Below are 21,639 nucleotides of genomic sequence, written 5' to 3' on the forward strand. Positions count from 1 at the left end.
CGACCCCGTCTCAGCCGATCACGCGCTTGAACGGCGGCAGCGCGTCGATGATGCGCTTGCCGTAGCGGCGGGTCAGCAGCCGCGAATCGAGGATGATCACGCGGCCGGTGTCGGTGGAGGTGCGGATCAGGCGGCCGGCGAACTGGGTCAGCGTGCGCAGCGCGTGCGGAATGGCGATCAGGTTGAACGCATTGAGCCCGCGGCCTTCGAACCATTCGCTGAGCGTGGCGGTCTGCGGGTCGGTCGGCACCGCGAACGGCACCTGGGTGATCACCACCGTGGTGCAGGCTTCGCCGGGCAGGTCGAGGCCTTCGCCGAACGAGTTCAGGCCGAACAGTACCGAGCCTTCGCCGGCAGCGACGCGGCGCAGGTGCTCTTCGATCAGGCGGGTCTTGGACATCTCGCCCTGCACCAGCACCTGCTTGCGCCGCGCGGCCGGCATCAGGCCGGCCACCTTTTCCATCTTCCAGCGTGAGGTGAACAGCACCATCGAGCCCTTGGCCCAGTCCAGCTCGGTGTCCAGGTAGCGCGCCACTTCGCGGGGATGGCCTTCGCGATCGTCGGGGGTGACCGGAAACTTCGGCACGATCAGCTCGGCCTGGTTGGGCAGGTCGAACGGCGACGACAGCGAGACCATCTCGGCCTCTTCGGGGATGCCGTTGTCGATCGCCAGCGACTGGAAATCGCCGCCGCCGGTCAGCGTCGCCGAGGTCATCACCACCGAATCTACTTCATCCCACAGCAGCTTGCGCAGCACGTGCGCGGCCGACACCGGCGAGCCGTGCAGCACCAGGTCGCCGTCGCGGGTGGCGGTGACCCAGCGCGCCATCGGCGGCGCGCCGTCCTTGTCCTCGCGGCGCCACGCCTGCCACAGGTTGTACTGTTGCTCGATCATTTCCAGCGCCATGCCCAGGTTGCGCTGCAGGCGCTCGCGCGCGGCATCGTCCGGCTTGCCCTTGGCCACCTGCGCGGTAGCGGCATGCGCCCAGTTGTAGAGGCTGCGGGTATCGTCAGCCAACGCCTCGATCGGCTCGCGCCAGGCCTCGGGCAGGCGTCCATTGGCGGCGCGCCACATCGGTTCCTCATCGGCTGGCGCCGGCATCCACACGCGCTCGATGTGGTCACGGAACGCGCGCAGCTGCTTGGCCACGTTGCTGGCCACCTCGATCGCTTCGTTCGGCAGCAGGTTGCCGAGGCGATCCTTGTCGACCGCGCGGTAGGCGCCGGCGATCAGGATCTGCAGGCGACCGGTGCGCTTGGCCATCTCGTCCAGCGCCAGGCTGGCCGCGCCCTGGTCGATCGCCACGTTGCCGATGTGATGGCCTTCGTCCAGCACCAGCAGCATGTCCGACGGCGGTGCGATCAACGGCTGGCCATTGTCGCTGTCGCCGATCGACAGCGCCGACAGCAGCAGCGCGTGGTTGGTGACCACGATCTGCGCATCGCGCACGGTGTTGCGCGAACGCAGTACCGCGCACTGCGCCGAATACGCACAACGGCGCCCGGCGCAGCCCGAAGCCGGCGTGGTGATGCGGCTGCGCAGGCCGGGGCTGATGGTCTCCGGCGCATTGTCGATATCGCCGTCCCAGCTGCCGCCGGTAAAGGCATCGGTCAGGCGCTTGGCGATGTCCATCTCGATCGGCGCCAGCGGCCGGTCGAACAGTGGTGCATCCTCCTCGAACATGCCGCCCTGCGAGCCCTCGCCCTGTGCTTCGGCCGCGTTGCGCGTGCACAGGTAGCGGGTACGGCCCTTGGCCAGCGCCACGGTTGCTTCCAGGCCGGTGGCCTTGAGGAAATTCGGGATATCCCGCTCGACCAGCTGCGACTGCAGCGCCACGGTGCCGGTGCTGATCACCAGCTTCTTCCTGGTGGCCAGCGCAATCGGTACGCCCGCGGTGAGGTAACCCAGGCTCTTGCCGACGCCGGTCGGCGCCTCGACCACGCCAACGCCGCCGCTCTTCGACAGCGCGCGCGACACCACGCCGATCATCTGGCTCTGCGAGCGGCGGGTGGAGAAGCCGGGAGTATTGGCCTGCAGCGTCGTGTACGCCTTGCGGATCGCGTCCTTCAAGGTGTCATCGAGCGTGCGCGGAGCGGCGACGGTTTCGGTCACGCCGGGAATTACCGTGGCTGGATCGGGCCGGTCATTGTCGCATGGCCGGCCATGTCCGCCGCCGCTGGCTGTCTGAACGGGGCAGCGGCGACGCCCGGCGGCTGGATGAACACACCGTACGCTGCTGGCGACGGCCCTGGGCCGTCACCGGGGTGTCACTGCACCGCGTTGCCGCGCAGCCGCAGCAGGCGCACCAGCGCCCACACCAGCAGCACCACGCCGATGGCCTCGACCATCGCCAGCGCGAAGTGCAGTACGCCGAAGATGGCGCTCATGCCCGAGATGGCGCTGAAGTTGCCACTGCTGACCAGCCACATCGGCAGGAGGCCCGCGGCCAGGCCGCCCAGGCTGGACAACAGCAACAGCAGCAGGCCGACCAGCGCGCCGGTGCGGGTGGCATCGCGCGGCGCGCCGACCACCCAGACCAGGCCGACGCACAGCGCGATCAGCACCGGCAGGCGCACACCGACCATGCTCAGCACGGTCACCATCAGGGTCGTGCCGTCCATCGATCAGTCCTCGCCGGCCAACACAGCCGGGCCCTGGCGCAGCGCCTGGTAGACCTCGTCGGTCTGCGGGCGTACGCCGTGCCACTGCAGGAAGCTCTCGGCAGCCTGCTCGACCAGCATGCCCAAGCCGTCGACGGTGTTACGGCACTGCGCCGCACGGGCCCAGGCCAGGAAGGCGATGGCGGCCTCGCCGTAGTTCAGGTCGACGGCAGTGGTCATCGAATTGACCAGCGACAGCGGCAGCTTGAACTCGACGTCGCGGTCGCGGCCGGCCGAGGTGGCATTGACGATCAGTTCGAAGTCGCCCAGCTCGCGCAGGTCTTCCCAGTAGCGGCTGATCGCGCGGCCCGGCTCGCCCATCGCGTCGATCAGTTCATCGGCGCGCTCCGGTGTGCGGTTCACCACCACCAGTTCGGTGATGCCGGCATCCAGCAGCGCCGGGGCGACGCTGCGCGCCGAGCCACCGGCGCCGATCATCAGCACGCGGCGGCCACGCAGGTCCAGGCCGTGGCGGTCGGTCAGGTCGCGCACCAGGCCGATGCCATCGGTGGTGTCGCCGTGCCAGCGGTCGCCCTTGCGCAGCAGCGTGTTGACCGAGCCGGCGCGGCGCGCACGTGCGGTCAGCGTGGTGCATGCCGAGAACGCGGCTTCCTTGTGTGGCAGGGTGACGTTGGCGCCGACACCGCCCTCGGCAGCGAAGGCCTCCAGGCCGGCCAGGAACGCCTCCGGGGCCAGGTCGATCGCGCGATAGTCGATGGCGATGCCTTCCTGGCGACCGAACGTCGCATGGATCTGCGGCGACTTCGAATGGGCGACGGGGTGTCCGAAGACGGCGTAACGGTCGGTCATGGAATCCTCAAGCTGGCTAGACTGATGCTCTGTTCGTGCATGGAACCGGATGATGCGCATCACCCCGCCCCTGCTGGTGCTTGCCGCCAGTCTACTCTCTGCCCCCGTGGCGATGGCGTTGAACGAGTACGGCATCGAAGGCATGGGCGTGGTCTCGACCCGCGCCGACGAGGGCCGCGCCGCGATCAGCGCCGATGGCCAGCGCATCGTGTTCGCCCGCCGCGGCGAAGCCGGCTGGAGCCTGTGGGAGGCACGCGTGGTCGACGGTCGTTGGCAGCAGGCACAGGCACTGCCGGTCGGCGTGGCCGGTGAAGCCCGCGATCCCTACTTCAGCCGTGACGGCCGCTGGCTGCTGTTCGCGGCCGGTCGCGAGGGCGCGCTGGCGCTGTACCGCGCTGCGCTGGCCTCCGATGGCCGGCTGGGCCCGGCGCAGCCGCTGGCCGGTGACGGCGGGCGCCGGGAAGAGCGCGGACCGGCCCTGAGCGCGGATGGCAAGCAGCTGTTGTTTGCCCGCCAGCAGGGCCATGGCGCCGGCTGGGACCTGTTCGTGGCGACGCTGGATGCGCAGGGCGTGCGTGGCCCGGCCACCGCACTGAGCGCGCTGAACAGCGCCGACGACGAGACCGACGGCGACTGGCTGGGCCATGACGGCGCCGTGGTGTTCAGCCGCGGCCACGGCAGTACCGCGCAGGTCTGGAGCAGCGGCTGTGCGTGGAGCGGTGTGGCGCTGCAGCCGCTGGGACTATCGTTCAACCAGGCCGGCGGCTGGACCGGCGCGCCGGTGATCGACAACGCCAGGCCCGGCGAGATGATGGTGGCCAGCAGCGCGGCAAAGGCGCCGCGCGCCGGTGGCGTGGACGTGTACCGGTTGGCGGTGCCGAAGGTGGCGGCGGTGGCCGGGTGCGTGCGGTAGATCCACGCCGCGCGTGGATGATCGTTTGGTAGATGCCAACCTTGGTTGGCATGCGGGAAAGTGCCAACCAAGGTTGGCACCCACCCGTCAGCGCGACAGCACCTTGGCGCGCAACTGCTCGTACTCCATCTCGCTCAGCTGGCCGTTGTCCTTGCGCTGGTTCAACGCAGCCAGCTCGGCCTGCACGCTGTCCGGCAGGGCCTGCTCACGGGCTACGTGGCGAGCGGCGGAAAGCTGCTCCGGCGGGCGCTTGCCCGCCCGCCAGGCAGCGATGAAGACACCGACGATGATGGCACCGAACACCAGGACACCGGTACCCCAGATCAGCCATTGCATCCATCCCAGTTCGGGTCCCATCGCGCAGTCCTCCGTCTATCGTGGCGCTATTGTCAGCGCTCGCGCAGCCATCGCGCCACCTGCGGCGCGAAATAGGTCAGCACGCCATCGGCACCGGCCCGCTTGAAGCCCAGCAGCGACTCCAGCACGCAGGCGCGCTCGTCCAGCCAGCCGTTGGCGAAGGCGGCCTTCATCATCGCGTACTCGCCACTGACCTGGTAGGCGAAGGTCGGCACGCCGAACGTCTCCTTCACCCGGCGCACCAGGTCCAGGTACGGCATGCCCGGCTTGACCATCACCATGTCGGCGCCCTCTTCCAGGTCCAGCGCGATCTCGCGCAGGGCCTCGTCGCCGTTGGCCGGGTCCATCTGGTAGGTCTTCTTGTCGGCCTTGCCGAGGCTGGCCGCGCTGCCCACCGCATCACGGAACGGGCCGTAGAACGCCGAGGCGTACTTGGCCGAGTAGGCCATGATGCGCACGTTGATGTGGTTGTCGGCATCCAGCGCACGGCGGATCGCGCCGATGCGGCCGTCCATCATGTCCGACGGCGAGACGATGTCCACACCGGCCTCGGCGTGCGACACCGACTGCTTGACCAGCGCTTCGACCGTGATGTCGTTCAGCACATAGCCCTTGTCGTCGATGATGCCGTCCTGGCCGTGGGTGGTGTACGGGTCCAGCGCCACGTCGGTCATCACGCCCAGTTCCGGGAAGCGCGACTTCAGCGCGCGGATCGCACGCTGCGCCAGGCCGTCCTCGGCCCACGCCGCCGACGCGTCCAGCGACTTCAGCGACGGGTCGATCACCGGGAACAGGTCGATCACCGGAATGCCCAGTTCCAGCGCTTCTTCGGCCACCTTCAGCAGCTCTTCGATCGACAGCCGCTCCACGCCCGGCATCGACGGCACTGCGGTGCGGCCCGCCAGTTCGTGCACGAACACCGGGTAGATCAGGTCGTCGGTGGTCAGCGTGTTCTCGCGCATCAGGCGGCGCGAGAACTCGTCGTGGCGCATGCGGCGCGGGCGGTAAAGCGGATGGGACATGGCAGGCTCCGAGGAGTGGCTATTGCAACAGGTAACCCTGCGGCAGCAGGGGTTCGGGCAAGGGGCGTTCGCCGAGCGCGTCGAGCTGGTCGATCTCGATCGTGCGCACCAGCGCGTCCAGCGGCAGGTCGTTCGGCTCCAGGCCGAACGGGTCTTCCATTTCTTCGCCCAGCTGGTCCAGGCCGAAGAAGGCATAGGCCAGCACCGCCGACAGCACCGGCGTGCCCCAGCCCAGCGAACTGGCCAGGCCGAACGGCAGCAGCACGCAGAACATCCACGCGCAGCGATGCAGCAGTAGGGTGTAGGCGAACGGCAGCGGCGTGGTGAGGATGCGCTCGCAGCCGGCCTGGATCGACGACATCGCGTGCAGGCGCTCCTCCAGCTGGGTGTAGAGAATCGGATCGAGCTCGCCGGCGCGCAGCGCCTGGGCCAGCTCGGCAGCGATCATCGACAGCAATGCATCCGGCACGTTCTCGCGCTGGCCCAGCTGCTCGCGTTGCGGCTTGTCCAGCCATGGCAAGGCGGCCAGGGCCACGATGCGTCCACGCAGGCGCGCGGCCAGCGCATGGGCGAACGCGGTGGTGAGGTACGCGATGCGGCGACGGCGGCCGCCGTCATCGGCCAGCAGCAGGTGCACCTGGCGGGCCAGCGAACGTGATTCGTAGACCAGCTGGCCCCACAGCTTGCGGCCTTCCCACCAGCGGTCATAGCAGGCGCTGTTGCGGAAGCTGAGGAAGATCGACAGGACCAGGCCGAGCAGGGTGAACGGCGTGACCGACACGCGTTCGATGCCGGTCGGCGGGGCCAGTTCCACCACGGCCGCCACGGCAATGGACAGGATCAGGATGGCCAGCACCTTCGGCGCGATCGCTTTGACGATCGAGCCGCGCAGGATGTACAGCAGTTGCCAGCCGTGGGGACGGGGTCGGATGATCATCGGGCAGCCGCGCCAGGCGCGGAATCACAGGCACGCGGGGGGCTCGCGCAGCCGCTCATTGTACGCCCCTGCCCGGCCACCGGCCGTGCGCCTGCGACGCCCTGTCGCACCCGGCGCCGGGATTCAGATCACGCCGCCGCCCAGGCCCAGGCGCAGGATGCCGACCACCACCACGATGCCGTTCAGCACCAGCCCGGCCCAGGCCCGACCGCGCTTGGTCGGGTGGGTAAACAGGATGCCCAGCGCGGCGATCACCGCGCCGACGGCGGCGAACGGGATCAGGAACCAGTTGCCCCAGCCAAGCAGCGGAATCAGCGCCAGGATCATCCACAACAGCGCCAGTACGCCCCACAAAAGACTGATCACGCCCATTCCGCTCTCCCGCAGTTGGTTCCTGTCTGTCCACCATAGTCGTTCACGCGGTCGCCGCCTACTGCCGTTGGCGGGGCTGTCACCCGACGCGTGCTAGCGTGCTGCCGTGGGTGCCCGGGCCCGGGTGTTGGCGCCGATTCAGAGTGGCCCACCGAAGATCGCAACCAGTCCTACAGGGGTCGTGCCATGAACATCCGTTGGGCCGCGCTGGCGGCCATCCTGCTGGTCGCCGCCGGTTGTGCCAGCACCTCCAAGGTCATGCTGGGGCGCGCCCGCGCGCCGATCGATCCGGCACTGGTGCAGATCTATTCCACGCCACCGGCCGGCTCGCAGGAAATCGCGCAGCTGGAATCGGCATCTGCCGTGGGCTTCGGCACGCAGGGCCAGACCGACGCCGCGGTGGCACGCCTGAAGCGTGAAGCGGCGGCACTGGGCGCCAATGGCGTGGTGCTGATGGGCGTGGGCAGCAGCGGCTCGCCGGTCGGCATGTCGGTGGGTGCCGGCACCTTTGGCTCGCATGTGGGGGGTGGCGTCGGCATCGGTATTCCGACCACGCAGAAGCGCGCCGCCGGCGTGGCGATCTGGGTACCCAATCCGGAACCGCCGGCACGGTTGCCGACCCAGGTGATCACGCCGCAACCGCAGCGGTGACGCGGCAGCCTCACCGCGGGTAGTGCCGGCCGCTGGCCGGCAACCTCAGGAATCCTCTCTACGCCAGGGGAATGCCGGCCAGCGGCCGGCACTACCGGAGGGGTTCAGCGCTTGTACTTCGGCACGAACACCTTGTTCACCGCATCGGCCAGCTGGTCCGGCGGCAGCAGGCCCTGGTCGAGCAGGAAGTTGTTGAACGCCAGGCGGTCGAACTTCGCGCCCAGTGCCAGCTCGGTCTGCATGCGCAGTTCCAGGATACGGGTGTAGCCATAGAAGTAGCTGCCCGCCTGGCCCGGCATGCGCACCATGTAGCGGTCCAGTTCCTGGGTGGCCATCGCCTTGGACAGGCCGACCTGCTCCATCAGCACGCGCTCGCCGTTGGCGCGGTCGGTCAGGCCGAGATTGAGCATCGGGTCAAGCATTGCGCGTGCGGCCCGCAGCAGGCGGAACTGCAGGGCGATCATCTGCCCGTCCAGCGGCTCGTACGGCACCATCTCGGCCTCGGCATACAGCGCCCAGCCTTCAACGTTCACCGAATTGAACGCGAACATGGTGCGCGCCAGCGAGACACCACGCTCGACCATCGCGGTGAACTGCAGCTCGTGGCCGGGGCGGCCTTCATGCGCGCTCAGCGTCCACGCCGCCGCACCGAAGTTGAAATCGTCGTATTGTGCGCCCGGGCCCGCCGCCGGGTTGCCCAGCGGCAGCACGAAGGTGCCCTGCTGCCCGGTGTTGTTGACCAGCGGCGCCGGCAGGAAATGCGGGGCCGGGCTGGCCGCGCTCTCGGCGGCCGAACCCAGGCGCATCTGCATGGCGCGCTTGGGTACATCGACGATGGCATGCTCGCGGATCAGCGGATCGATCGCATCGATCACCTTGCGGTAGTGGCCTTCCAGCTGGTCGTCGGCGATCTTGTCGGCCTTCAGCGCGCGGATCACCGCCACCGGGTCGCTCGGATCGGCCACCTTCAGGCCCTTGTCCTTCACCACCAGCGGCGCCAGCTGCTGCATCGCCGAGCGGGTTTCCATGAACTCCAGCTGCGCGCGCTGCATCAGCAGCTTCGGGTCGATATCGATGCCGACCTGCTTGAGCTGGTAGGCGTACAGCGGCGCCGGCAGGCGCGCGTCGGTGCGTGCCTTTGGCAGCACGGTCGTGCGCGTCCAGCTGGCGTAATCCTTCATCTGCCCGGCTAGGGCCTTCATTGCCTCATCGGCGCCGGCGATCTGGTACTTCTTCAGCAGCGACTCGATGCCGGTGATGTACGTCTCGACGTTGTCCAGCGATTGCTGCACTTCGATCTTCGTCGGCTGCAGCAGGCTGCCGTCCTTCAAGCGCTCTTCGTAACGCTGGCGGGCCAGCGTGGTGAACGCGGTGCCACCCGGCTGCAGCCCGGCGTAGGCCTTGAGGCGGTCGATCGCCTTGGCCCGGCGCTCGGCCGGCACCTGGTCGGACAGCAGCAGGTTGAGGCCGCTGAAGATGGTCTGCGGCGCGTCACTCCATGGCAGCAGGTACTTCTCGTTGAGCTCACTGCCTTCGATGTTCTGGTTGGCGGCGTGGATCATGATCTCCAGGTCCTGGCGGACGTTGGGATCCTGCTCGGTGGCCAGCTTCGCCTTCAGTTCGTCGCGCGCCTTGGCCATCGCCGCGCGGTAGCGCTTGCCGTTGTCCGCACCGAGGTCGGCCACCTTGTCGTCATAGCCGGGCACGCCGAAGAAGCCGGTTTCTTCCGGCTGGAACGGGCCCTGCGCATCGAGCAGGATCTGCGCCAATGCGTTGCTGCGGGCCACCCAGGCCGGGCTGGCCGGAGTAGCGGCCTTGGTGGCGGGTGCCGCCAGCGCCGGCGGTGCGGACATCAGCGGGGCGGCAGTCAGGGCCAGGGCAACGGCCAACGCGATCGGCTTCATGGTGCACTCCAGGACAGGGTTGCCCGCACCCTACGCGCTCAGCGCTGTGGCGACAATCGGCCGGAGGTCACAACGCCGCGGCCAGCGGGCATTCGCCGCGTTCGCGGCAGGCCTGCAGCTCGCATTCCTGCGCGGCCTCATCATCATCCAGCGCGGTCAGGTCGAACGTCTGCTTGTTCTCGCCCAGCACATACATCACCGGATAGTCCCAGACGTCGTCGCTGCGGGTGCCCTTCACGAAAAGCCGGCCGTGCGCGCGCGGGCCTTCCAGGGCCACGGTCAGGCCGACGTCGCGCTGGCCATTGATCGCGGTCTGCATGCTGCCCAGCGGCATCGATTCGGCACGCAGCGGCTCGCCGAAGGCTTCCACCAGTTCGATGCTGCATCCGGCGCGGCGCATCGCCTCGCGCATCGGCGGGCTCTCGCGTGCCGCCTCGCTCCAGCGCAGCACGCTCCAGGCCACCACGCCACCGGCACCGGCCAACACCAGCAGCACGGCCAGCGGCATCGCCCAGCGCCAGTGACGGGACCACCAGCCGGCAGGCTTCGGGCCATGGGTGGGAATCGGCGGCGGCAGTGTCATCGGCGGGCTCCTTCCCGTTTGTGCATCAGGGCTTCAGGCAGCGTCCCAGGAAGGCTTCGGCCACACGGTAGCGATGCAGGGCATCGGCGCCGGACAGGCCATGCTTGGCACCCGGATAGGTCATCAGCTCGAACGGCTGCCCGCGCTTCTGCAGCGCGCTCATCAGGCTGGTCGAGTTGGTGAACAGCACGTTGTCATCGGCCATGCCGTGGATCAGCAGCAACGGCGAACGCAGGCCGTCGATATGGGTCAGCACGCGCGCTTCGCGGTACCCCGCTTCGTTGCGCGCCGGCAGGTCCATGTAGCGTTCGGTGTAGTGGCTGTCATACAGGCCCCAATCGGTGACCGGTGCGCCGGCCACGCCACAGGCGTACTGGTTCGATGCCTTGGCCAGCAGCATCAGGGTCATGTAACCGCCGTTGGACCAGCCCTGCACGCCGATGCGCGCCGGGTCCACCCACGGCTGCTGCTTCAGCCAGGCCACGCCGCGCAGCTGGTCGGTCACTTCCACCGTGCCCTGCTTCCCGTACAGCGCACCACCGAAGTCGCGGCCGCGGCGCGGGGTGCCGCGGTTGTCCAGCGAGAACACCACGTAGCCCTGCTGGGCCAGGTACTGGTTGAACAGATGGTCGCCACGGCCGGGCCAGCTGTCAGTGACGGTCTGGCTGGCCGGGCCGCCGTAGACGTACACCGCCACCGGGTAGCGCTTGGACGGATCGAAGCCGGCCGGCTTGATCAGGCTGTAGTTCAACGGGGTCTTGCCGTCGGCAGCCATCAACGTGCCGAACTCGACCGGGCGCTGCGCATCGCGGTAGCGCGCATACGGGTGCTTGGGATCGGCCAGGTCGTTCTCGACCAGCGTGGCGATCTTCTCGCCGTTGGCGCGGAACAGTTCGATCTGCGGCGGCGTGGTGCTGTTGGACCAGCTGTCCACGTAGACGCTGGCATTGCGGGCGAAGCTGGCGCTGTGCATGCCCGGCGCCTTCGACAGGCGCTGCGGCTCACCGCCCTGCAGCGACACCGCGTAGATCTGGCTTTCGCGCGAGGTCTCGATGCCAGCACGGAAGTAGGCCTTGCCGGCCTTCTCATCGACCGCCAGCAGTTCGTCCACCGGCCAGTTGCCATGGGTAAGCGCAGTGGCCTTGCCCTTGCTGTCGATGCGGTACAGGTGCTGGAAGCCGGTGCGCTCGGACGACCACAGCACGCTGCCATCTTCAAGGAAGCGCAGGCTGTTGTGCAGCGGCACCCAGGTCGGGCTGGTCTCGTGTACGAGCACGCGCTGGCGGTTGGAGTCGAGCGCCACTTCGACCAGGTCCAGCTGCTTCTGGTCACGCGACTGGCGCTGGAAACTCAGGTGCTGCGCATCGCGCCAATCGACGCGGGCCAGGTAGATGTCCTGTTCCTTGCCTAGGTCGATCCAGCGCGGCTGCGCATCGGCGGCCGGTGCGATCACGCCCAGCTGCACGCGAACGTTGGCGTCGCCGGCGGCCGGGTAACGCTGTTCGATCACATCGGTGCGGTCGGCGTAGACCTCGTAGCGCTTCTGCACCGGCACCGGCACCTCGTCGATGCGGGCGAAGGCGATGGCCGAATCATCCGGCGCCCACCAGTAACCGGTATGGCGATCCATTTCCTCGTCGGCGACGAACTCGGCCACGCCGTTGCCGATGGTGGTGCTGCCGTCGCGGGTCAGCTGCAGCTGCTTGCCACTGGCCAGATCGATCACCCACAGGTTGCGGCCGCGGATGAAGCTGACGAAACCGCCCTTGGGCGACAGCTTGGCGTCGGTGGCGAAGCCTTCACCGTGGGTCAGCTGGCGCACGGCCGCCTGGCCCTGCTGCTTGAGGTCGTACAGGTAGAGTTCGCCGCCCAACGGGAACAGCAGGCGCTGCGCGTCCGGCGACCACTGGTAATCGACGATGCCGGTCATCGCGGCGATGCGCTGGCGCTCGCGTCGGGCCTTTTCCTCATCGCTGAGGGTCTCGGTGCCGGGCAGCACCACCTTGGAATCAACCAGCAGGCGGGTCTGGCCGCTGCCGATGTCGTAGGTCCACAGGTCCAGCTGGTTGCGGTCGCTGTCCTTGCCGCGCAGGAAGCTGACCTGCGAACCGTCCGGCGCCACCTTGGGCTTCATCAGGGTCGGGCCGGACAGCGGCAGCGGGCCGGTGATGGCTTCCAGGGTCAGCTTTTCGGCGTGGGCGGCGGTACTGGTGGCGAGCATGAGGGCGAGCGAAGCGAACAGATGGCGCATGGAGGATCCCGGCAAACGGCAGGTCCGCCTCCACGCGGGGCGCGGGACGGTCGTCCCTCATCCTAACCAAGCCCGTGCGGGAAGGCAGCATGACCTTCTGCCCATAAGCGGTGCGGACGAGTGCCGACCAACGGTCGGCACCCACCTTCAGATGCCGGGGTCAGCGCTGGCCGAACAGGTGCTTGCGTTCTTCGTCGCTGAGCGGCTTGCCGGCGTTCGGGTTCACCTGCTGGCGCAGCGCATAGGCGCGCTGGGTGGCCGGGCGCGCGGCGATGGCCTCGTGCCAGCGCTTGAGGTTGGGGAACGCGGCGAAGTCCACCGGCAGCGTGTCGTAGGCGCCGACCCACGGGTAGCTGGCCATGTCGGCGATGGTGTACGCGTCGCCGGCCAGGAAGGCGTGCTGGGCCAGGCGCTTGTCCATCACCCCGTGCAGGCGGCGCACTTCGTTGTCATAGCGCTCGATCGCATACGGGATCTTTTCCGGAGCATACACATTGAAATGCCCCATCTGGCCGCTCATCGGGCCCAGGCCCGCCATCTGCCAGAACAGCCATTCCAGTGTGGTGACGCGGCCGCGCGGATCGCTGGGCAGGAAGCGGCCGGTCTTCTCGGCCAGGTACAGCAGGATCGCACCGGACTCGAACACGCTCTGCGGGGCGCCGCCGTCGGCCGGGGCGTGGTCGACGATGGCCGGCATCTTGTTGTTGGGCGAAATGGCGAGGAATTCCGGCTTGAACTGGTCACCCGAGCCGATGTTGACCGGGTGGATGCGGTATTCCAGGCCGGTTTCCTCCAACAGCAGGGTCACTTTATGGCCGTTCGGGGTGGGCCAGTAATACAGGTCGATCATGGCGTCGGCTCGGGGTGTGGAAAGGAACCTGAAGTCTAGTGCGTGAGTTGGGTTGGCACCGTCATGGCGGGCCGGTAACCTCGCCTCTCCCCCGAAACGCAGCATCCCCCGCATGAGTGCAAACCGCCCGCCGCTCTCCCCGTTGTCCACGCTGATCTTCGCCTCGCGCTGGCTGCAGCTGCCGCTGTACCTGGGCCTGATCGTGGCGCAGTGCGTCTACGTGTTCCTGTTCGGCAAGGAACTGTGGCACCTGATCTCGCATTCGGTGTCGATGGGCGAGCAGCAGATCATGCTGATCGTGCTGGGCCTGATCGACGTGGTGATGATCTCCAACCTGCTGGTGATGGTGATCGTCGGCGGCTACGAGACCTTCGTCTCGCGCCTGCGCCTGGAAGGCCACCCGGACCAGCCGGAATGGCTGAGCCACGTCAACGCCAGCGTGCTGAAGGTGAAGCTGGCGATGGCGATCATCGGCATCTCCTCGATCCACCTGCTGAAGACCTTCATCGCCAGTGGCGCACTGAATGGCATCCCGCTGTGCACGCCGGAGCAGATGAGCGTGGCCGCCGCCAACATCGGTGTCGCCCGCTGCTCGATGCTGACTCAGGAAGGCGTGCTGTGGCAGACCATCATCCACTGCGTGTTCATCCTGTCGGCGATCGGCATCGCCTGGACCGACAAGCTGATGTCCAACGGCCACAGCAAGTCGCACGACAAGGCGCACGACCACTGAGGTCGGCGCCGGCAACGGCACGGCCGCCGTTGCCCATCCCGGCCACTGCTCTTGTACGCGGCGGCGGCCGGGATGCTAGATTGCACCCTCGCCGTTGCCGGCGGTGGCGTCGGGAAACGTCACCCTGCCGCGCCCGGACCGCAGGTCCCGGCCATGCATATCAATGATTTACGTCACGTCGTCTTCTAGAGGGGAGCAGGATGTCGCACGTCTCAACGATCACCGCCGCGCGCCGGTGGCTGCCGGTTGCCCTGGCACTGGCACTGGCTGCCTGCTCGGGCAAGGAGGAAACCGCCGCACCGGCCCCGGCCGCCGCACCCACCGCCGCTGCACCGGCCGCACCGGTGGTTGCCGCCAAGGTGCAGTCGATGGGCACCGAGCAGCTGCGTGAGTCGGCCAGCCAGGCCCTGCGCGAGAACCGCATGTACGCGCCGGCCGGCGACAACGCCATCGAGTACTACCTCGCCCTGCGCGACAAGACGCCGGACGACGCCTCGGTGAAGAGCGCGCTGACCGACCTGCTGCCCTACACCCTGATCGCCGCCGAACAGCACCTGGGCCGCGAGGACTACACCGAAGCGCAGCGCCTGGTGGCACTGATCGAGAAGGTGGACGCCTCTGCGCCGGCGTTGCCGCGCCTGAAGGACGGCCTGGCCAAGGGCGTGCAGAACGCGGCCAAGCGCACCGAGGCCGAAGCCGAGAAAGCGAAGAAGGACGCCGAGGACCGCAGCAAGCAGCAGACCGAACAGCAGCGCCTGGCCGAGCAGCGTGCCAAGGAAGCCGACGCAGCCAAGCAGATCGCTGCCCAACAGGACGCTGCCCGCCGCGACAACGAGCGCCAGGAAGCCGAGCGCCAGGCTGCGGCCCGCCGCGAAGCCGAGCAGAAGCAGCAGCAGGCTGCCGCCCAGCAGGCCAGCGCCGCACGCCAGGCTGCAGCTCCGGCGGCCGCTGCGGCGCCCAACCTGCGCCCGGTCAGCACACCGGCGCCGCGCTATCCGTCCGAGGCGCTGCGTGCAGGCACCTCCGGCGAGGTGCTGGTGGAGATCACCGTCGGCACCGACGGTTCGGTGACCAACGCCCGTGTGCTGCGCGCAACACCGTCGCGCGTCTTCGATCGCGAGGCCATGAACGCGGTCAAGCGCTGGCGCTTCGAGCCGGTCAGCGCACCGGTCACCACCCGCCGCACCCTGGTGTTCGCCCCGGGCGGCAGCTGACCACGAAAAGGGGACGGAGGGGATTAAGTCGTTTCCGCCCCGCAATGACCACACGGCCCGGCATGTCCGGGCCGTGTTCGTTTCAGGAGAGGCTGTCGATCAGGCGTTGCAGTGCCGGATCACGCGCGGCCAACACCTGGAACAGGCCCAGCGCATGCAGGCCCGGCAGCAGCGCACGCAGGTCGGCTTCGGCGGTGGCGCGGGTGGCGTCATCGCTGGCGGGGTCCTGCCAGTCACGGACGCTGGCGAGGAAGGCGCCGACGCTGCCCTTGCGCACGGTGAGGCCGTTCACCTGCACCTCGTTCTGATGGTCGGGAAGGATGTCGTGTGGCTGCATGGGTGATGCTCCTGTGGGATCGGGAGCCCAGTGTGCCGCCCAGCCAGCGGCACTTCTGCCGTATAACTGCCAATGGATATGGCAGATCAGACATCACCCGCGTTGATTGACCCCGCTTTGGCGAACGCCGAAGACGGTCCCCTCATCCTGGCCTCGCAGCTGCGGGTGCCGGGACGGCGCCGCACCGCACGCCACCAGCACGTGCGCGGCCAAGTGCTGGGTGCCCACCACGGCCTGCTGCGGATCGAGGCCGGCGATCTGCACTGGTTGCTGCCGGCGGGGCACGTTGCCTGGATACCGCCCTTGCTGCCCCACGCCCTGGTAGGGGCAGAGGCATTCGATGGCTGGAGCCTGTACTTCAACGCCGAAGCCTGTCTGGAGCTGCCCGCCGTGCCGCGCATTTTCCAGCCGAACGTGCTGTTGCAGGCGGCGATGATGCGCGCACTGAGTTGGCCACATCAGGCGCTGGACGCCGCGCAGGCACGCCTGGCCGGCGTGATCACCGATGAGATCGCCGCCAGCACGCCTTTGCCGCTTGCCTTGCCACAACCGCAGGATCGACGGTTGCGGCGGATCGCGGCGGCGCTGGCACGGTCGCCGGACGACCTTCGCAGCGTCGAAGCGTGGGCAGCCGCCAACGGACTGTCCGGCCGCAGCCTCGCCCGCCGGTGGCAGGCCGAAACAGGCATGACCCTGGGCCATTGGCGGCAGCGCCTGCGCGTGTTGCTGTCGCTGCCACGCCTGCTGGCCGGCGAGCCGGTGATCAGCGTTGCGCTGTCGATGGGCTACGACACCCCGAGCGCGTTCATCACCGTGTTCAAGCGCGAGATGGGGGTGACGCCTGCGCGGTACGCAAAAGACGCAAAAGGGGACGGAGGGGATTAAGTCGCTTCTGACTCATCCGACGCGGCTTCGCGGCGTTGCCTGATGTCCGGCTTCGCGGCCGCAATGACAGGCTGAAACCCCGTCCAGTCTCCAGATCCCATGCCCCGACAAGCACGCCTGATGCTGGCAGGCCAGGCCTATCACGTGATCCAGCGCGGCGTGAACAAGGGCGCGATCTTCATCGACGACGTCGACCGCCAACTGTTCCTGCATCTGTTGCACAGCGCATTCCTCAAGCACCACGTCGCACTGCATGCCTATGTCCTGATGGGCAACCACATCCATCTGCTCGCCACGCCGTCCACACAGCAGGGACTGGCGGGCGCAATGCGCATGCAGGGCAACAACTACGTGCAGGCGTTCAACCAGCGGCACGGACGCAGTGGGCCGCTGTGGCAGGGTCGCTTCCATTCCTCGATGATCGACAGCGATGCCTATCTTCTCAGCGTATACCGCTACATCGAACGCAATCCGGTTCGTGCCGGAATTGCGGTCAGCGCCGAAGATCATCCGTGGTCCAGCGTGCACGGCAACCTTCAACGACGCGATGATCCGATGCTGACACCGCATCCTGCGTTCAAAGCACTGGCAGCGACCGCTCGGAAAAGGGCGTCGTTGTATGCCGAGTTCCTGCGCGACGTGAATGCATCCGCCGACGTACCTGCGATCCGCAACCACAGTGCCAGGCAAAGCCCAATGGGGGACGCTGCATTCCTGCGGATGGTGGAACAGACGCTGGGACGCCCCGTGGTGATGCGCAGACGAGGGCGCCCGCGCAAGCAGGGGACGGGAGAGGCAGAAACGACTTAATCCCCTCCGTCCCCTTTTTGGTCAGCCAGAGATCGCCAGACGTTCGTTGTGATAGCGGCGCACGGCGGCGAACCACAGCACGGCGGCCAGGCCGAGGCTGGCGCCGAGGTAGATCGCCCAGATCGCCGGGGTGATGATCTCGTGGCGGATCACTTTCAGAAGCATCTGGTTCTGCGACAGGAACGGCACGGCGTACTGCCACAGCTCGCTCTTCAGCGGATAGGCCACCAGTGCGTAGCCGGGCAGCATCGGCAGCAGCATCAGCCAGGTCATGTGGCTCTGCGCTTCCTTCATGCTCTTGGCCGCGGCCGACAGGAAGGTCAGCAGCGAGGTGCCGATCAGCAGCATCGGCAACATCACCAGCAGCATCTGCAGCATCGAGCCGACGTTCATGTTGAACTGGCGGCCGATGTTGCCAGGTGCGATCTGCGCGCTCACCTTGAACGCGACCAGGGTCAGCAGCAACGACACGAAACCGACCACGCAGGCGGCGGCGATCTTGCCGCTGACGATCGCGCTGCGCGAACCCGGCGTGGCCAGCAGGGGTTCCAGCGACTGCCGCTCGCGCTCGCCGGCGGTGGCGTCCATCACCAGGTAGGCGCCACCGATGAACGAGGTCAGCGTCAGCAGTACCGGCAGCAGCATCGACAGGATCATGCCGCGCTTGGCCTCGGCACTGGCCAGGTCCTGGCGCGCCACGTCCAGCGGGCGTGCCACCTGTGCGTCGATGCCGCGTGCCATCAGGCGCAGTGCACCGACCTGGCCGTTGTAGGTGGCCAGCGCCGCTTCCAGGCGTGCACTGGGTACTTCGGCCGCGCGACGCGTGCTGTCCTTGATCACCTCCACCAGCGCCGGCTTGCCCTCGGCCCAGTCCTTGCCGAAGTCATCGCTGATGCGCAGCGCCACATCGATGTCCTGGGTGCGGATGGCCTCGGCCAGGTCCTTCGGTGCCGGTGCGGCATTGAGGCCCTGTGCGGCGAGGAAGCGCACCAGGTTCGGCGCGTTCCCGGCGCCGATGGTCGGGATCTGCAACGGCTCTTCGATCTGGGTGCGTACCCGGCTCTCGGCCAGCTTGCCCATGCCCAGCAGCAGCACCGGGTACAGCAGCGGCCCGAACAGCAGGGTCAGCAGCAGCGTGCGGCGGTCACGCGACAGGTCGCGCAGTTCCTTGCGCATCACCGTCATCAGGGTCGACATCATGCTCATGCGTGCAGGCCCTCTTCGCTGCCGATCAGTTTCACGAACGCGTCCTCAAGATTGGCTTCGCCGGCCTGCGCACGCAGCTCGTCGGCGCTGCCGGCAGCCATCACCGTGCCCTTGGCGATGATCACGATGTGGTCACACAACGCGCCCACCTCCTGCATGATGTGGCTGGACAGGATCACGCAGCGCCCCTCTTCGCGCAGGCCCAGCAGGAAGCGGCGCAGCGCGCGCGTGGTCATCACATCCAGGCCGTTGGTCGGTTCGTCGAGGATGACGTTGCGCGGGTCGTGCACCAGCGCGCGGGCAATCGCGGTCTTGGTGCGCTGGCCCTGCGAGAAACCATCGGTCTGCCGGTCGAGGATGTCCCCCATGTCCAGCGCGTGCGACAGCACCTCGATGCGTTCGCGGATGCGCTCGGCAGACAGGCCATGCAGTTCGCCGAAGTAGGCGATGTTCTCGCGCGCGGTCAGGCGCTTGTAGACGCCACGCGCATCGGGCAGCACGCCCAGGTGGCGGCGCACCTCCACCGGATTGAGGGCGGCATCGATGCCATCGACAGTGATGCTGCCCTGGTCGGGCGTCATCAGTGTGTACAGCATGCGCATGGTGGTGGTCTTGCCGGCACCATTGGGGCCGAGCAGGCCGGTGATCTGCCCATCCCCGGCGCGGAAGCCGACGTTGGCGACCGCCTGGATGCGGCCCGTGCGGGTATCGAAGGCCTTGTGCAGGTTGTCGGCGACGATCATGGTTCCCATCCGTTGAACGAGGTGAACGCCGGCACGTAGCTCAGCGTGTCCAGGCAGCCGGCATCCAGCGCCTTGGCATCGGTCTTGTCGATGAACTGTCCGAGCAGCCGCGGCATGCAGCCGGCGGTCAACGTGCCATGGCCCTGGCCACGGGCGACCAGCGCACGGCCGTTGGGCAGGCCCTTGAGCACCTGTGCGGCGTAGCGCGGCGGCGTCACCGGGTCCAGCTCACCGGACAGCAGCAGTGCCGGCACGTCGCTGCGCAGCGGCACGGCATCGGTTGCCGGCGCCGGACGGTGCGGCCACACCGGGCAGGCCGCGAAGAACGCGCTGGCGACCTCGTTGCCGAACAGGCGTTCGGGATCTTCGGCCGGCGCGTGGTAGCGCGGCGCATCCTCGCTGCAGATCACCGACCATTGCATGCCGCGGTTGATCTGGAAATCCATGCTGCGGTTCGCGCCGCGCGCCAGCGATGCCAACGGGGCATAGCGCCCCTGTGCGGCTTCATCCAGCACCAGTGGCAGCAGCGAGGAATACTGCGGCACGTAGGAGAAGGCGAAGGCAAGGCCGACCACGCTGTCCGGCGTCAGGACATCCTGCCGGGGTGCGTTGGTACCCGGGTCGCGATACTCGACCGAGACCGGTGCACGGCGCAGGGAGTCGACCACGCTGCGCAGCTGCGCGCGGGTATCGGTCGGGAAACGCTTGCTGCACGCGGCATCCTTGCGGCACTGCGCCGACTGCAGGGCGATCGCATCCTCGAAGGTGGTTGCGAAGTCGCCACCGACCACCAGCTCGTTCGGTACCACGCCATCGATGACGATGCTGCGGGTGTGCTGCGGGTAGGCCCCGGCATAGCGCTGGGCCACGCGGGTACCGTAGGAGCCGCCAACCAGGTTGAGCTGGTCCACACCGAGCGCCGCACGCACCGCATCCAGATCGGCGATCGCCTCGGTGGTGGTGTAGAAGCGCGCATCGGCACGCCCCTGCAGCGATGCGGCGCAGCGCTGGGCGTAGTCGCGCAACGCTGCCTCGGAAGGCGCGGCATCCTCGTCCACCTGCAGCGGCTTGCCGTCCGCGCCCAGGCAGCTGAGGGGGTTGGAGCCGCCGGTGCCGCGCTGGTCGATCAGGAACACGTCGCGCTGTTTGCGCACCTGGCGCAGTGCAGTGTCGACGATGACCGCCACCTCGCTGGCCGCCTGTCCGGGGCCGCCGGCCAGGAAGAACACCGGGTCCGGCTGGCTGGCGCCGCTGCTGCCCGATTCCAGCCAGGCGATACGCAGGCCGATCCGGCGACCGCCGGGCTGGGCCCGGTCCTCCGGCACCTGCAGGGTGGCGCACTGCGCCTCCACGTTGGCGCTGGCGCCTTCGGTAGACAGCGTGCAGGGCTGGAAGTCGATCGTGCCGAAGCGGCGGCTGGGTGCATCGCTGGCGCTTCCGGCGTCGGCCGGCGGCGGCTGGCTGCACCCGGCAAGCATCAGGCTGGCCAGCATCCCGGCCAGCGCGAGGTGGTGTCTTTGCATCGTGCTCGTTTCCCCTGGAGGACGTTCCTGTCGACCACGACGGGCTGCCGCGGAAGATGTGACCCAACTTACACGGGCAGCGCGCCGACGGCGATGGGCAATGACAAATCCGCCGCCGACGGCGCGCAGACCAGGCAGTCCCGCCCCTCGGCCTCGGCCGGCACAGGGCGGCATCGGCGGCGGACCGCAGCGCCCCATGGGCCAGTGCCCCGGCCCGACGGCGATGCGGGGTCTGAAAACGGCGAGCACGGCCGCCGGCGCACGCGCAGAATCCGCCGCAGACCCAGGAGACGCCCATGCACACGTGGTACCTCGGTGGCATCGACCATCGCCCCTTCCTGCACCTGTTCGAGATGAGCGACAGCGCGCTCGCCGCGCTCGGCATCCAGCGTCGCTGGGCCGGCGCCAACGGCGGACATCCCTGCCGGATCAGCCTGAGCGATCCCGCGCCTGGCAGCGAGCTGCTCCTGCTGTCCCACGTCCACCTGCCGCTGCATTCGCCGTACCGCGCCGCCGGCCCGATCTTCGTGCAGCGCGGCGTGACCCGTTGCGTGCTGACGCCGGGCGAGGTGCCCCCGTATGTGCAGCGCCGGATGATTTCGATGCGTGCCTATGACCACGCCGCGCTGATGTGCGGTGCCCAGGTCTGTGCGGGCACCGAGGTGGCCGACCATCTGGATGCACTGTTTGCCGACCCGTCGGTGGCGTTCGTCCAGCTGCACAACGCGGCGCATGGCTGTTTCTCGTGCCAGGCAGATCGGGTGGGTACCGGGACCGCGTAGCGTGGTCTCCATGACGTGATCGATGCCACGCCGATCACGTGACATACAGCGCATCTGTTCAGTCCTGCGTGAAGCCTGCGGGAAGGGCTTCACAT

At 68.2% G+C, this 21,639-nt stretch carries 22 protein-coding genes; 7 read left to right on the forward strand and 15 right to left on the reverse strand.

The annotated features are described in order from the left end of the window. Positions 1–10 precede the first annotated feature (10 nt). The 3 genes from dinG to aroE form a co-directional block, all read right to left on the reverse strand. Positions 11–2,113, reverse strand: a complete 2,103-nt coding sequence (gene dinG / locus ACUDTM_RS11685; RefSeq protein ID WP_353080473.1) for an ATP-dependent DNA helicase DinG — start codon at positions 2,111–2,113, stop codon at positions 11–13. Between the two features lie 155 nt (positions 2,114–2,268). After that, positions 2,269–2,622, reverse strand: coding sequence for a hypothetical protein (locus ACUDTM_RS11690; protein ID WP_049439388.1), 354 nt, complete (start codon positions 2,620–2,622; stop codon positions 2,269–2,271). A 3-nt stretch (positions 2,623–2,625) separates the two neighbouring features. Then, positions 2,626–3,471, reverse strand: a complete 846-nt coding sequence (aroE, locus tag ACUDTM_RS11695; RefSeq protein WP_088497020.1) for a shikimate dehydrogenase — start codon at positions 3,469–3,471, stop codon at positions 2,626–2,628. Positions 3,472–3,520: 49 nt separating this feature from the next. On the opposite strand from aroE, the gene ACUDTM_RS11700 reads away from it, so the two are divergent. Next, positions 3,521–4,384, forward strand: coding sequence for a TolB family protein (locus ACUDTM_RS11700; protein WP_111008345.1), 864 nt, complete (start codon positions 3,521–3,523; stop codon positions 4,382–4,384). A gap of 87 nt (positions 4,385–4,471) precedes the next feature. Here the strand turns inward: ACUDTM_RS11700 and ACUDTM_RS11705 are convergent, their stop codons facing one another. The 4 genes from ACUDTM_RS11705 to ACUDTM_RS11720 form a co-directional block, all read right to left on the reverse strand. Further along, positions 4,472–4,741 carry a hypothetical protein gene (locus ACUDTM_RS11705; protein ID WP_005420179.1) on the reverse strand — a complete coding sequence of 90 codons (270 nt, stop codon included), beginning with the start codon at positions 4,739–4,741 and terminating at the stop codon, positions 4,472–4,474. 32 nt (positions 4,742–4,773) lie between these two features. After that, on the reverse strand, positions 4,774–5,763 hold the full coding sequence (gene hemB / locus ACUDTM_RS11710; RefSeq protein WP_006400669.1) for a porphobilinogen synthase: 990 nt from the start codon (positions 5,761–5,763) through the stop codon (positions 4,774–4,776). A gap of 19 nt (positions 5,764–5,782) precedes the next feature. Continuing rightward, the gene (locus ACUDTM_RS11715; protein WP_069138806.1) at positions 5,783–6,700 is read right to left on the reverse strand and encodes a bestrophin family protein; all 918 of its coding nucleotides are present in this window, start codon (positions 6,698–6,700) and stop codon (positions 5,783–5,785) included. 123 nt (positions 6,701–6,823) lie between these two features. Further along, positions 6,824–7,072: a hypothetical protein gene (locus tag ACUDTM_RS11720; RefSeq protein WP_005420185.1), complete on the reverse strand. Its 249-nt coding sequence runs from the start codon at positions 7,070–7,072 to the stop codon at positions 6,824–6,826. Between the two features lie 186 nt (positions 7,073–7,258). Here ACUDTM_RS11720 and ACUDTM_RS11725 point away from each other — a divergent pair, with 186 nt between their 5' ends. Beyond that, entirely contained in the window at positions 7,259–7,723 is a 465-nt protein-coding gene (locus ACUDTM_RS11725; RefSeq protein ID WP_049439393.1) for a hypothetical protein, read from the forward strand. A gap of 104 nt (positions 7,724–7,827) precedes the next feature. On the opposite strand, the gene ACUDTM_RS11730 is transcribed toward ACUDTM_RS11725, so the two are convergent. The 4 genes from ACUDTM_RS11730 to ACUDTM_RS11745 all read right to left on the reverse strand — a co-directional run bounded on the left by ACUDTM_RS11730 (position 7,828) and on the right by ACUDTM_RS11745 (position 13,311). Next, on the reverse strand, positions 7,828–9,627 hold the full coding sequence (locus ACUDTM_RS11730; RefSeq protein ID WP_088497018.1) for a DUF885 domain-containing protein: 1,800 nt from the start codon (positions 9,625–9,627) through the stop codon (positions 7,828–7,830). Between the two features lie 67 nt (positions 9,628–9,694). Continuing rightward, complete coding sequence (locus ACUDTM_RS11735) at positions 9,695–10,210, reverse strand: cytochrome c oxidase assembly factor Coa1 family protein (protein ID WP_049414402.1); 516 nt, start codon at positions 10,208–10,210, stop codon at positions 9,695–9,697. Between the two features lie 25 nt (positions 10,211–10,235). Further along, on the reverse strand, positions 10,236–12,461 hold the full coding sequence (locus ACUDTM_RS11740; RefSeq protein ID WP_088497017.1) for a S9 family peptidase: 2,226 nt from the start codon (positions 12,459–12,461) through the stop codon (positions 10,236–10,238). 160 nt (positions 12,462–12,621) lie between these two features. Further along, positions 12,622–13,311 carry a glutathione binding-like protein gene (locus tag ACUDTM_RS11745; protein ID WP_061479000.1) on the reverse strand — a complete coding sequence of 230 codons (690 nt, stop codon included), beginning with the start codon at positions 13,309–13,311 and terminating at the stop codon, positions 12,622–12,624. A gap of 112 nt (positions 13,312–13,423) precedes the next feature. Here ACUDTM_RS11745 and ACUDTM_RS11750 point away from each other — a divergent pair, with 112 nt between their 5' ends. Continuing rightward, a complete protein-coding gene (locus ACUDTM_RS11750; protein ID WP_065177871.1) occupies positions 13,424–14,044 on the forward strand; it encodes a TIGR00645 family protein in 621 nt (206 codons plus the stop codon). Between the two features lie 200 nt (positions 14,045–14,244). Next, entirely contained in the window at positions 14,245–15,258 is a 1,014-nt protein-coding gene (locus tag ACUDTM_RS11755) for an energy transducer TonB (RefSeq protein WP_061478999.1), read from the forward strand. Between the two features lie 82 nt (positions 15,259–15,340). Here ACUDTM_RS11755 and ACUDTM_RS11760 read toward each other — a convergent pair whose 3' ends face one another. Then, positions 15,341–15,595 carry a hypothetical protein gene (locus tag ACUDTM_RS11760; protein ID WP_061478998.1) on the reverse strand — a complete coding sequence of 85 codons (255 nt, stop codon included), beginning with the start codon at positions 15,593–15,595 and terminating at the stop codon, positions 15,341–15,343. A 78-nt stretch (positions 15,596–15,673) separates the two neighbouring features. On the opposite strand from ACUDTM_RS11760, the gene ACUDTM_RS11765 reads away from it, so the two are divergent. Both ACUDTM_RS11765 and ACUDTM_RS11770 read left to right on the forward strand, forming a co-directional pair. Then, positions 15,674–16,480 carry an AraC family transcriptional regulator gene (locus tag ACUDTM_RS11765; RefSeq protein ID WP_072168032.1) on the forward strand — a complete coding sequence of 269 codons (807 nt, stop codon included), beginning with the start codon at positions 15,674–15,676 and terminating at the stop codon, positions 16,478–16,480. 99 nt (positions 16,481–16,579) lie between these two features. Further along, positions 16,580–17,290: a transposase gene (locus tag ACUDTM_RS11770; protein WP_072168033.1), complete on the forward strand. Its 711-nt coding sequence runs from the start codon at positions 16,580–16,582 to the stop codon at positions 17,288–17,290. A 21-nt stretch (positions 17,291–17,311) separates the two neighbouring features. On the opposite strand, the gene ACUDTM_RS11775 is transcribed toward ACUDTM_RS11770, so the two are convergent. From ACUDTM_RS11775 to ACUDTM_RS11785, 3 genes are read right to left on the reverse strand one after another with little or no spacing between them, the layout of a single operon-like run. Beyond that, the gene (locus ACUDTM_RS11775) at positions 17,312–18,496 is read right to left on the reverse strand and encodes an ABC transporter permease (RefSeq protein WP_188241445.1); all 1,185 of its coding nucleotides are present in this window, start codon (positions 18,494–18,496) and stop codon (positions 17,312–17,314) included. Further along, positions 18,493–19,239 (reverse strand): ABC transporter ATP-binding protein, encoded by a 747-nt coding sequence (locus ACUDTM_RS11780; RefSeq protein ID WP_072168034.1) that lies wholly within the window; start codon positions 19,237–19,239, stop codon positions 18,493–18,495. The genes ACUDTM_RS11775 and ACUDTM_RS11780 overlap by 4 nt, the downstream gene beginning before the upstream one ends. Further along, the gene (locus ACUDTM_RS11785; protein WP_252744803.1) at positions 19,236–20,762 is read right to left on the reverse strand and encodes an alpha/beta hydrolase; all 1,527 of its coding nucleotides are present in this window, start codon (positions 20,760–20,762) and stop codon (positions 19,236–19,238) included. Before ACUDTM_RS11785 ends, ACUDTM_RS11780 begins: the two co-directional genes overlap by 4 nt. A 296-nt stretch (positions 20,763–21,058) precedes the next feature. On the opposite strand from ACUDTM_RS11785, the gene ACUDTM_RS11790 reads away from it, so the two are divergent. Further along, the gene (locus ACUDTM_RS11790; RefSeq protein WP_061478993.1) at positions 21,059–21,544 is read left to right on the forward strand and encodes a DUF1203 domain-containing protein; all 486 of its coding nucleotides are present in this window, start codon (positions 21,059–21,061) and stop codon (positions 21,542–21,544) included. Positions 21,545–21,639 lie beyond the last annotated feature (95 nt).

Source organism: Stenotrophomonas maltophilia group sp. vghtpe118, from assembly GCF_052605195.1.

What these genes read in the sequence shown, in the direction of transcription:
- ACUDTM_RS11690 (WP_049439388.1), bottom strand. Translation starts at nt 2,622, where the DNA reads ATGGACGGCACGACCCTGATGGTGACCGTGCTGAGCATGGTCGGTGTG.
- ACUDTM_RS11775 (WP_188241445.1), bottom strand. Translation starts at nt 18,496, where the DNA reads ATGAGCATGATGTCGACCCTGATGACGGTGATGCGCAAGGAACTGCGC.
- ACUDTM_RS11720 (WP_005420185.1), bottom strand. Translation starts at nt 7,072, where the DNA reads ATGGGCGTGATCAGTCTTTTGTGGGGCGTACTGGCGCTGTTGTGGATG.
- ACUDTM_RS11725 (WP_049439393.1), top strand. Translation starts at nt 7,259, where the DNA reads ATGAACATCCGTTGGGCCGCGCTGGCGGCCATCCTGCTGGTCGCCGCC.
- ACUDTM_RS11770 (WP_072168033.1), top strand. Translation starts at nt 16,580, where the DNA reads ATGCCCCGACAAGCACGCCTGATGCTGGCAGGCCAGGCCTATCACGTG.
- ACUDTM_RS11790 (WP_061478993.1), top strand. Translation starts at nt 21,059, where the DNA reads ATGCACACGTGGTACCTCGGTGGCATCGACCATCGCCCCTTCCTGCAC.
- ACUDTM_RS11745 (WP_061479000.1), bottom strand. Translation starts at nt 13,311, where the DNA reads ATGATCGACCTGTATTACTGGCCCACCCCGAACGGCCATAAAGTGACC.
- ACUDTM_RS11700 (WP_111008345.1), top strand. Translation starts at nt 3,521, where the DNA reads ATGATGCGCATCACCCCGCCCCTGCTGGTGCTTGCCGCCAGTCTACTC.
- aroE (WP_088497020.1), bottom strand. Translation starts at nt 3,471, where the DNA reads ATGACCGACCGTTACGCCGTCTTCGGACACCCCGTCGCCCATTCGAAG.
- ACUDTM_RS11760 (WP_061478998.1), bottom strand. Translation starts at nt 15,595, where the DNA reads ATGCAGCCACACGACATCCTTCCCGACCATCAGAACGAGGTGCAGGTG.
- ACUDTM_RS11730 (WP_088497018.1), bottom strand. Translation starts at nt 9,627, where the DNA reads ATGAAGCCGATCGCGTTGGCCGTTGCCCTGGCCCTGACTGCCGCCCCG.
- ACUDTM_RS11785 (WP_252744803.1), bottom strand. Translation starts at nt 20,762, where the DNA reads ATGCAAAGACACCACCTCGCGCTGGCCGGGATGCTGGCCAGCCTGATG.
- ACUDTM_RS11780 (WP_072168034.1), bottom strand. Translation starts at nt 19,239, where the DNA reads ATGATCGTCGCCGACAACCTGCACAAGGCCTTCGATACCCGCACGGGC.
- ACUDTM_RS11755 (WP_061478999.1), top strand. Translation starts at nt 14,245, where the DNA reads ATGTCGCACGTCTCAACGATCACCGCCGCGCGCCGGTGGCTGCCGGTT.
- ACUDTM_RS11765 (WP_072168032.1), top strand. Translation starts at nt 15,674, where the DNA reads ATGGCAGATCAGACATCACCCGCGTTGATTGACCCCGCTTTGGCGAAC.
- ACUDTM_RS11705 (WP_005420179.1), bottom strand. Translation starts at nt 4,741, where the DNA reads ATGGGACCCGAACTGGGATGGATGCAATGGCTGATCTGGGGTACCGGT.
- ACUDTM_RS11740 (WP_088497017.1), bottom strand. Translation starts at nt 12,461, where the DNA reads ATGCGCCATCTGTTCGCTTCGCTCGCCCTCATGCTCGCCACCAGTACC.
- ACUDTM_RS11715 (WP_069138806.1), bottom strand. Translation starts at nt 6,700, where the DNA reads ATGATCATCCGACCCCGTCCCCACGGCTGGCAACTGCTGTACATCCTG.
- ACUDTM_RS11750 (WP_065177871.1), top strand. Translation starts at nt 13,424, where the DNA reads ATGAGTGCAAACCGCCCGCCGCTCTCCCCGTTGTCCACGCTGATCTTC.
- ACUDTM_RS11735 (WP_049414402.1), bottom strand. Translation starts at nt 10,210, where the DNA reads ATGACACTGCCGCCGCCGATTCCCACCCATGGCCCGAAGCCTGCCGGC.
- hemB (WP_006400669.1), bottom strand. Translation starts at nt 5,763, where the DNA reads ATGTCCCATCCGCTTTACCGCCCGCGCCGCATGCGCCACGACGAGTTC.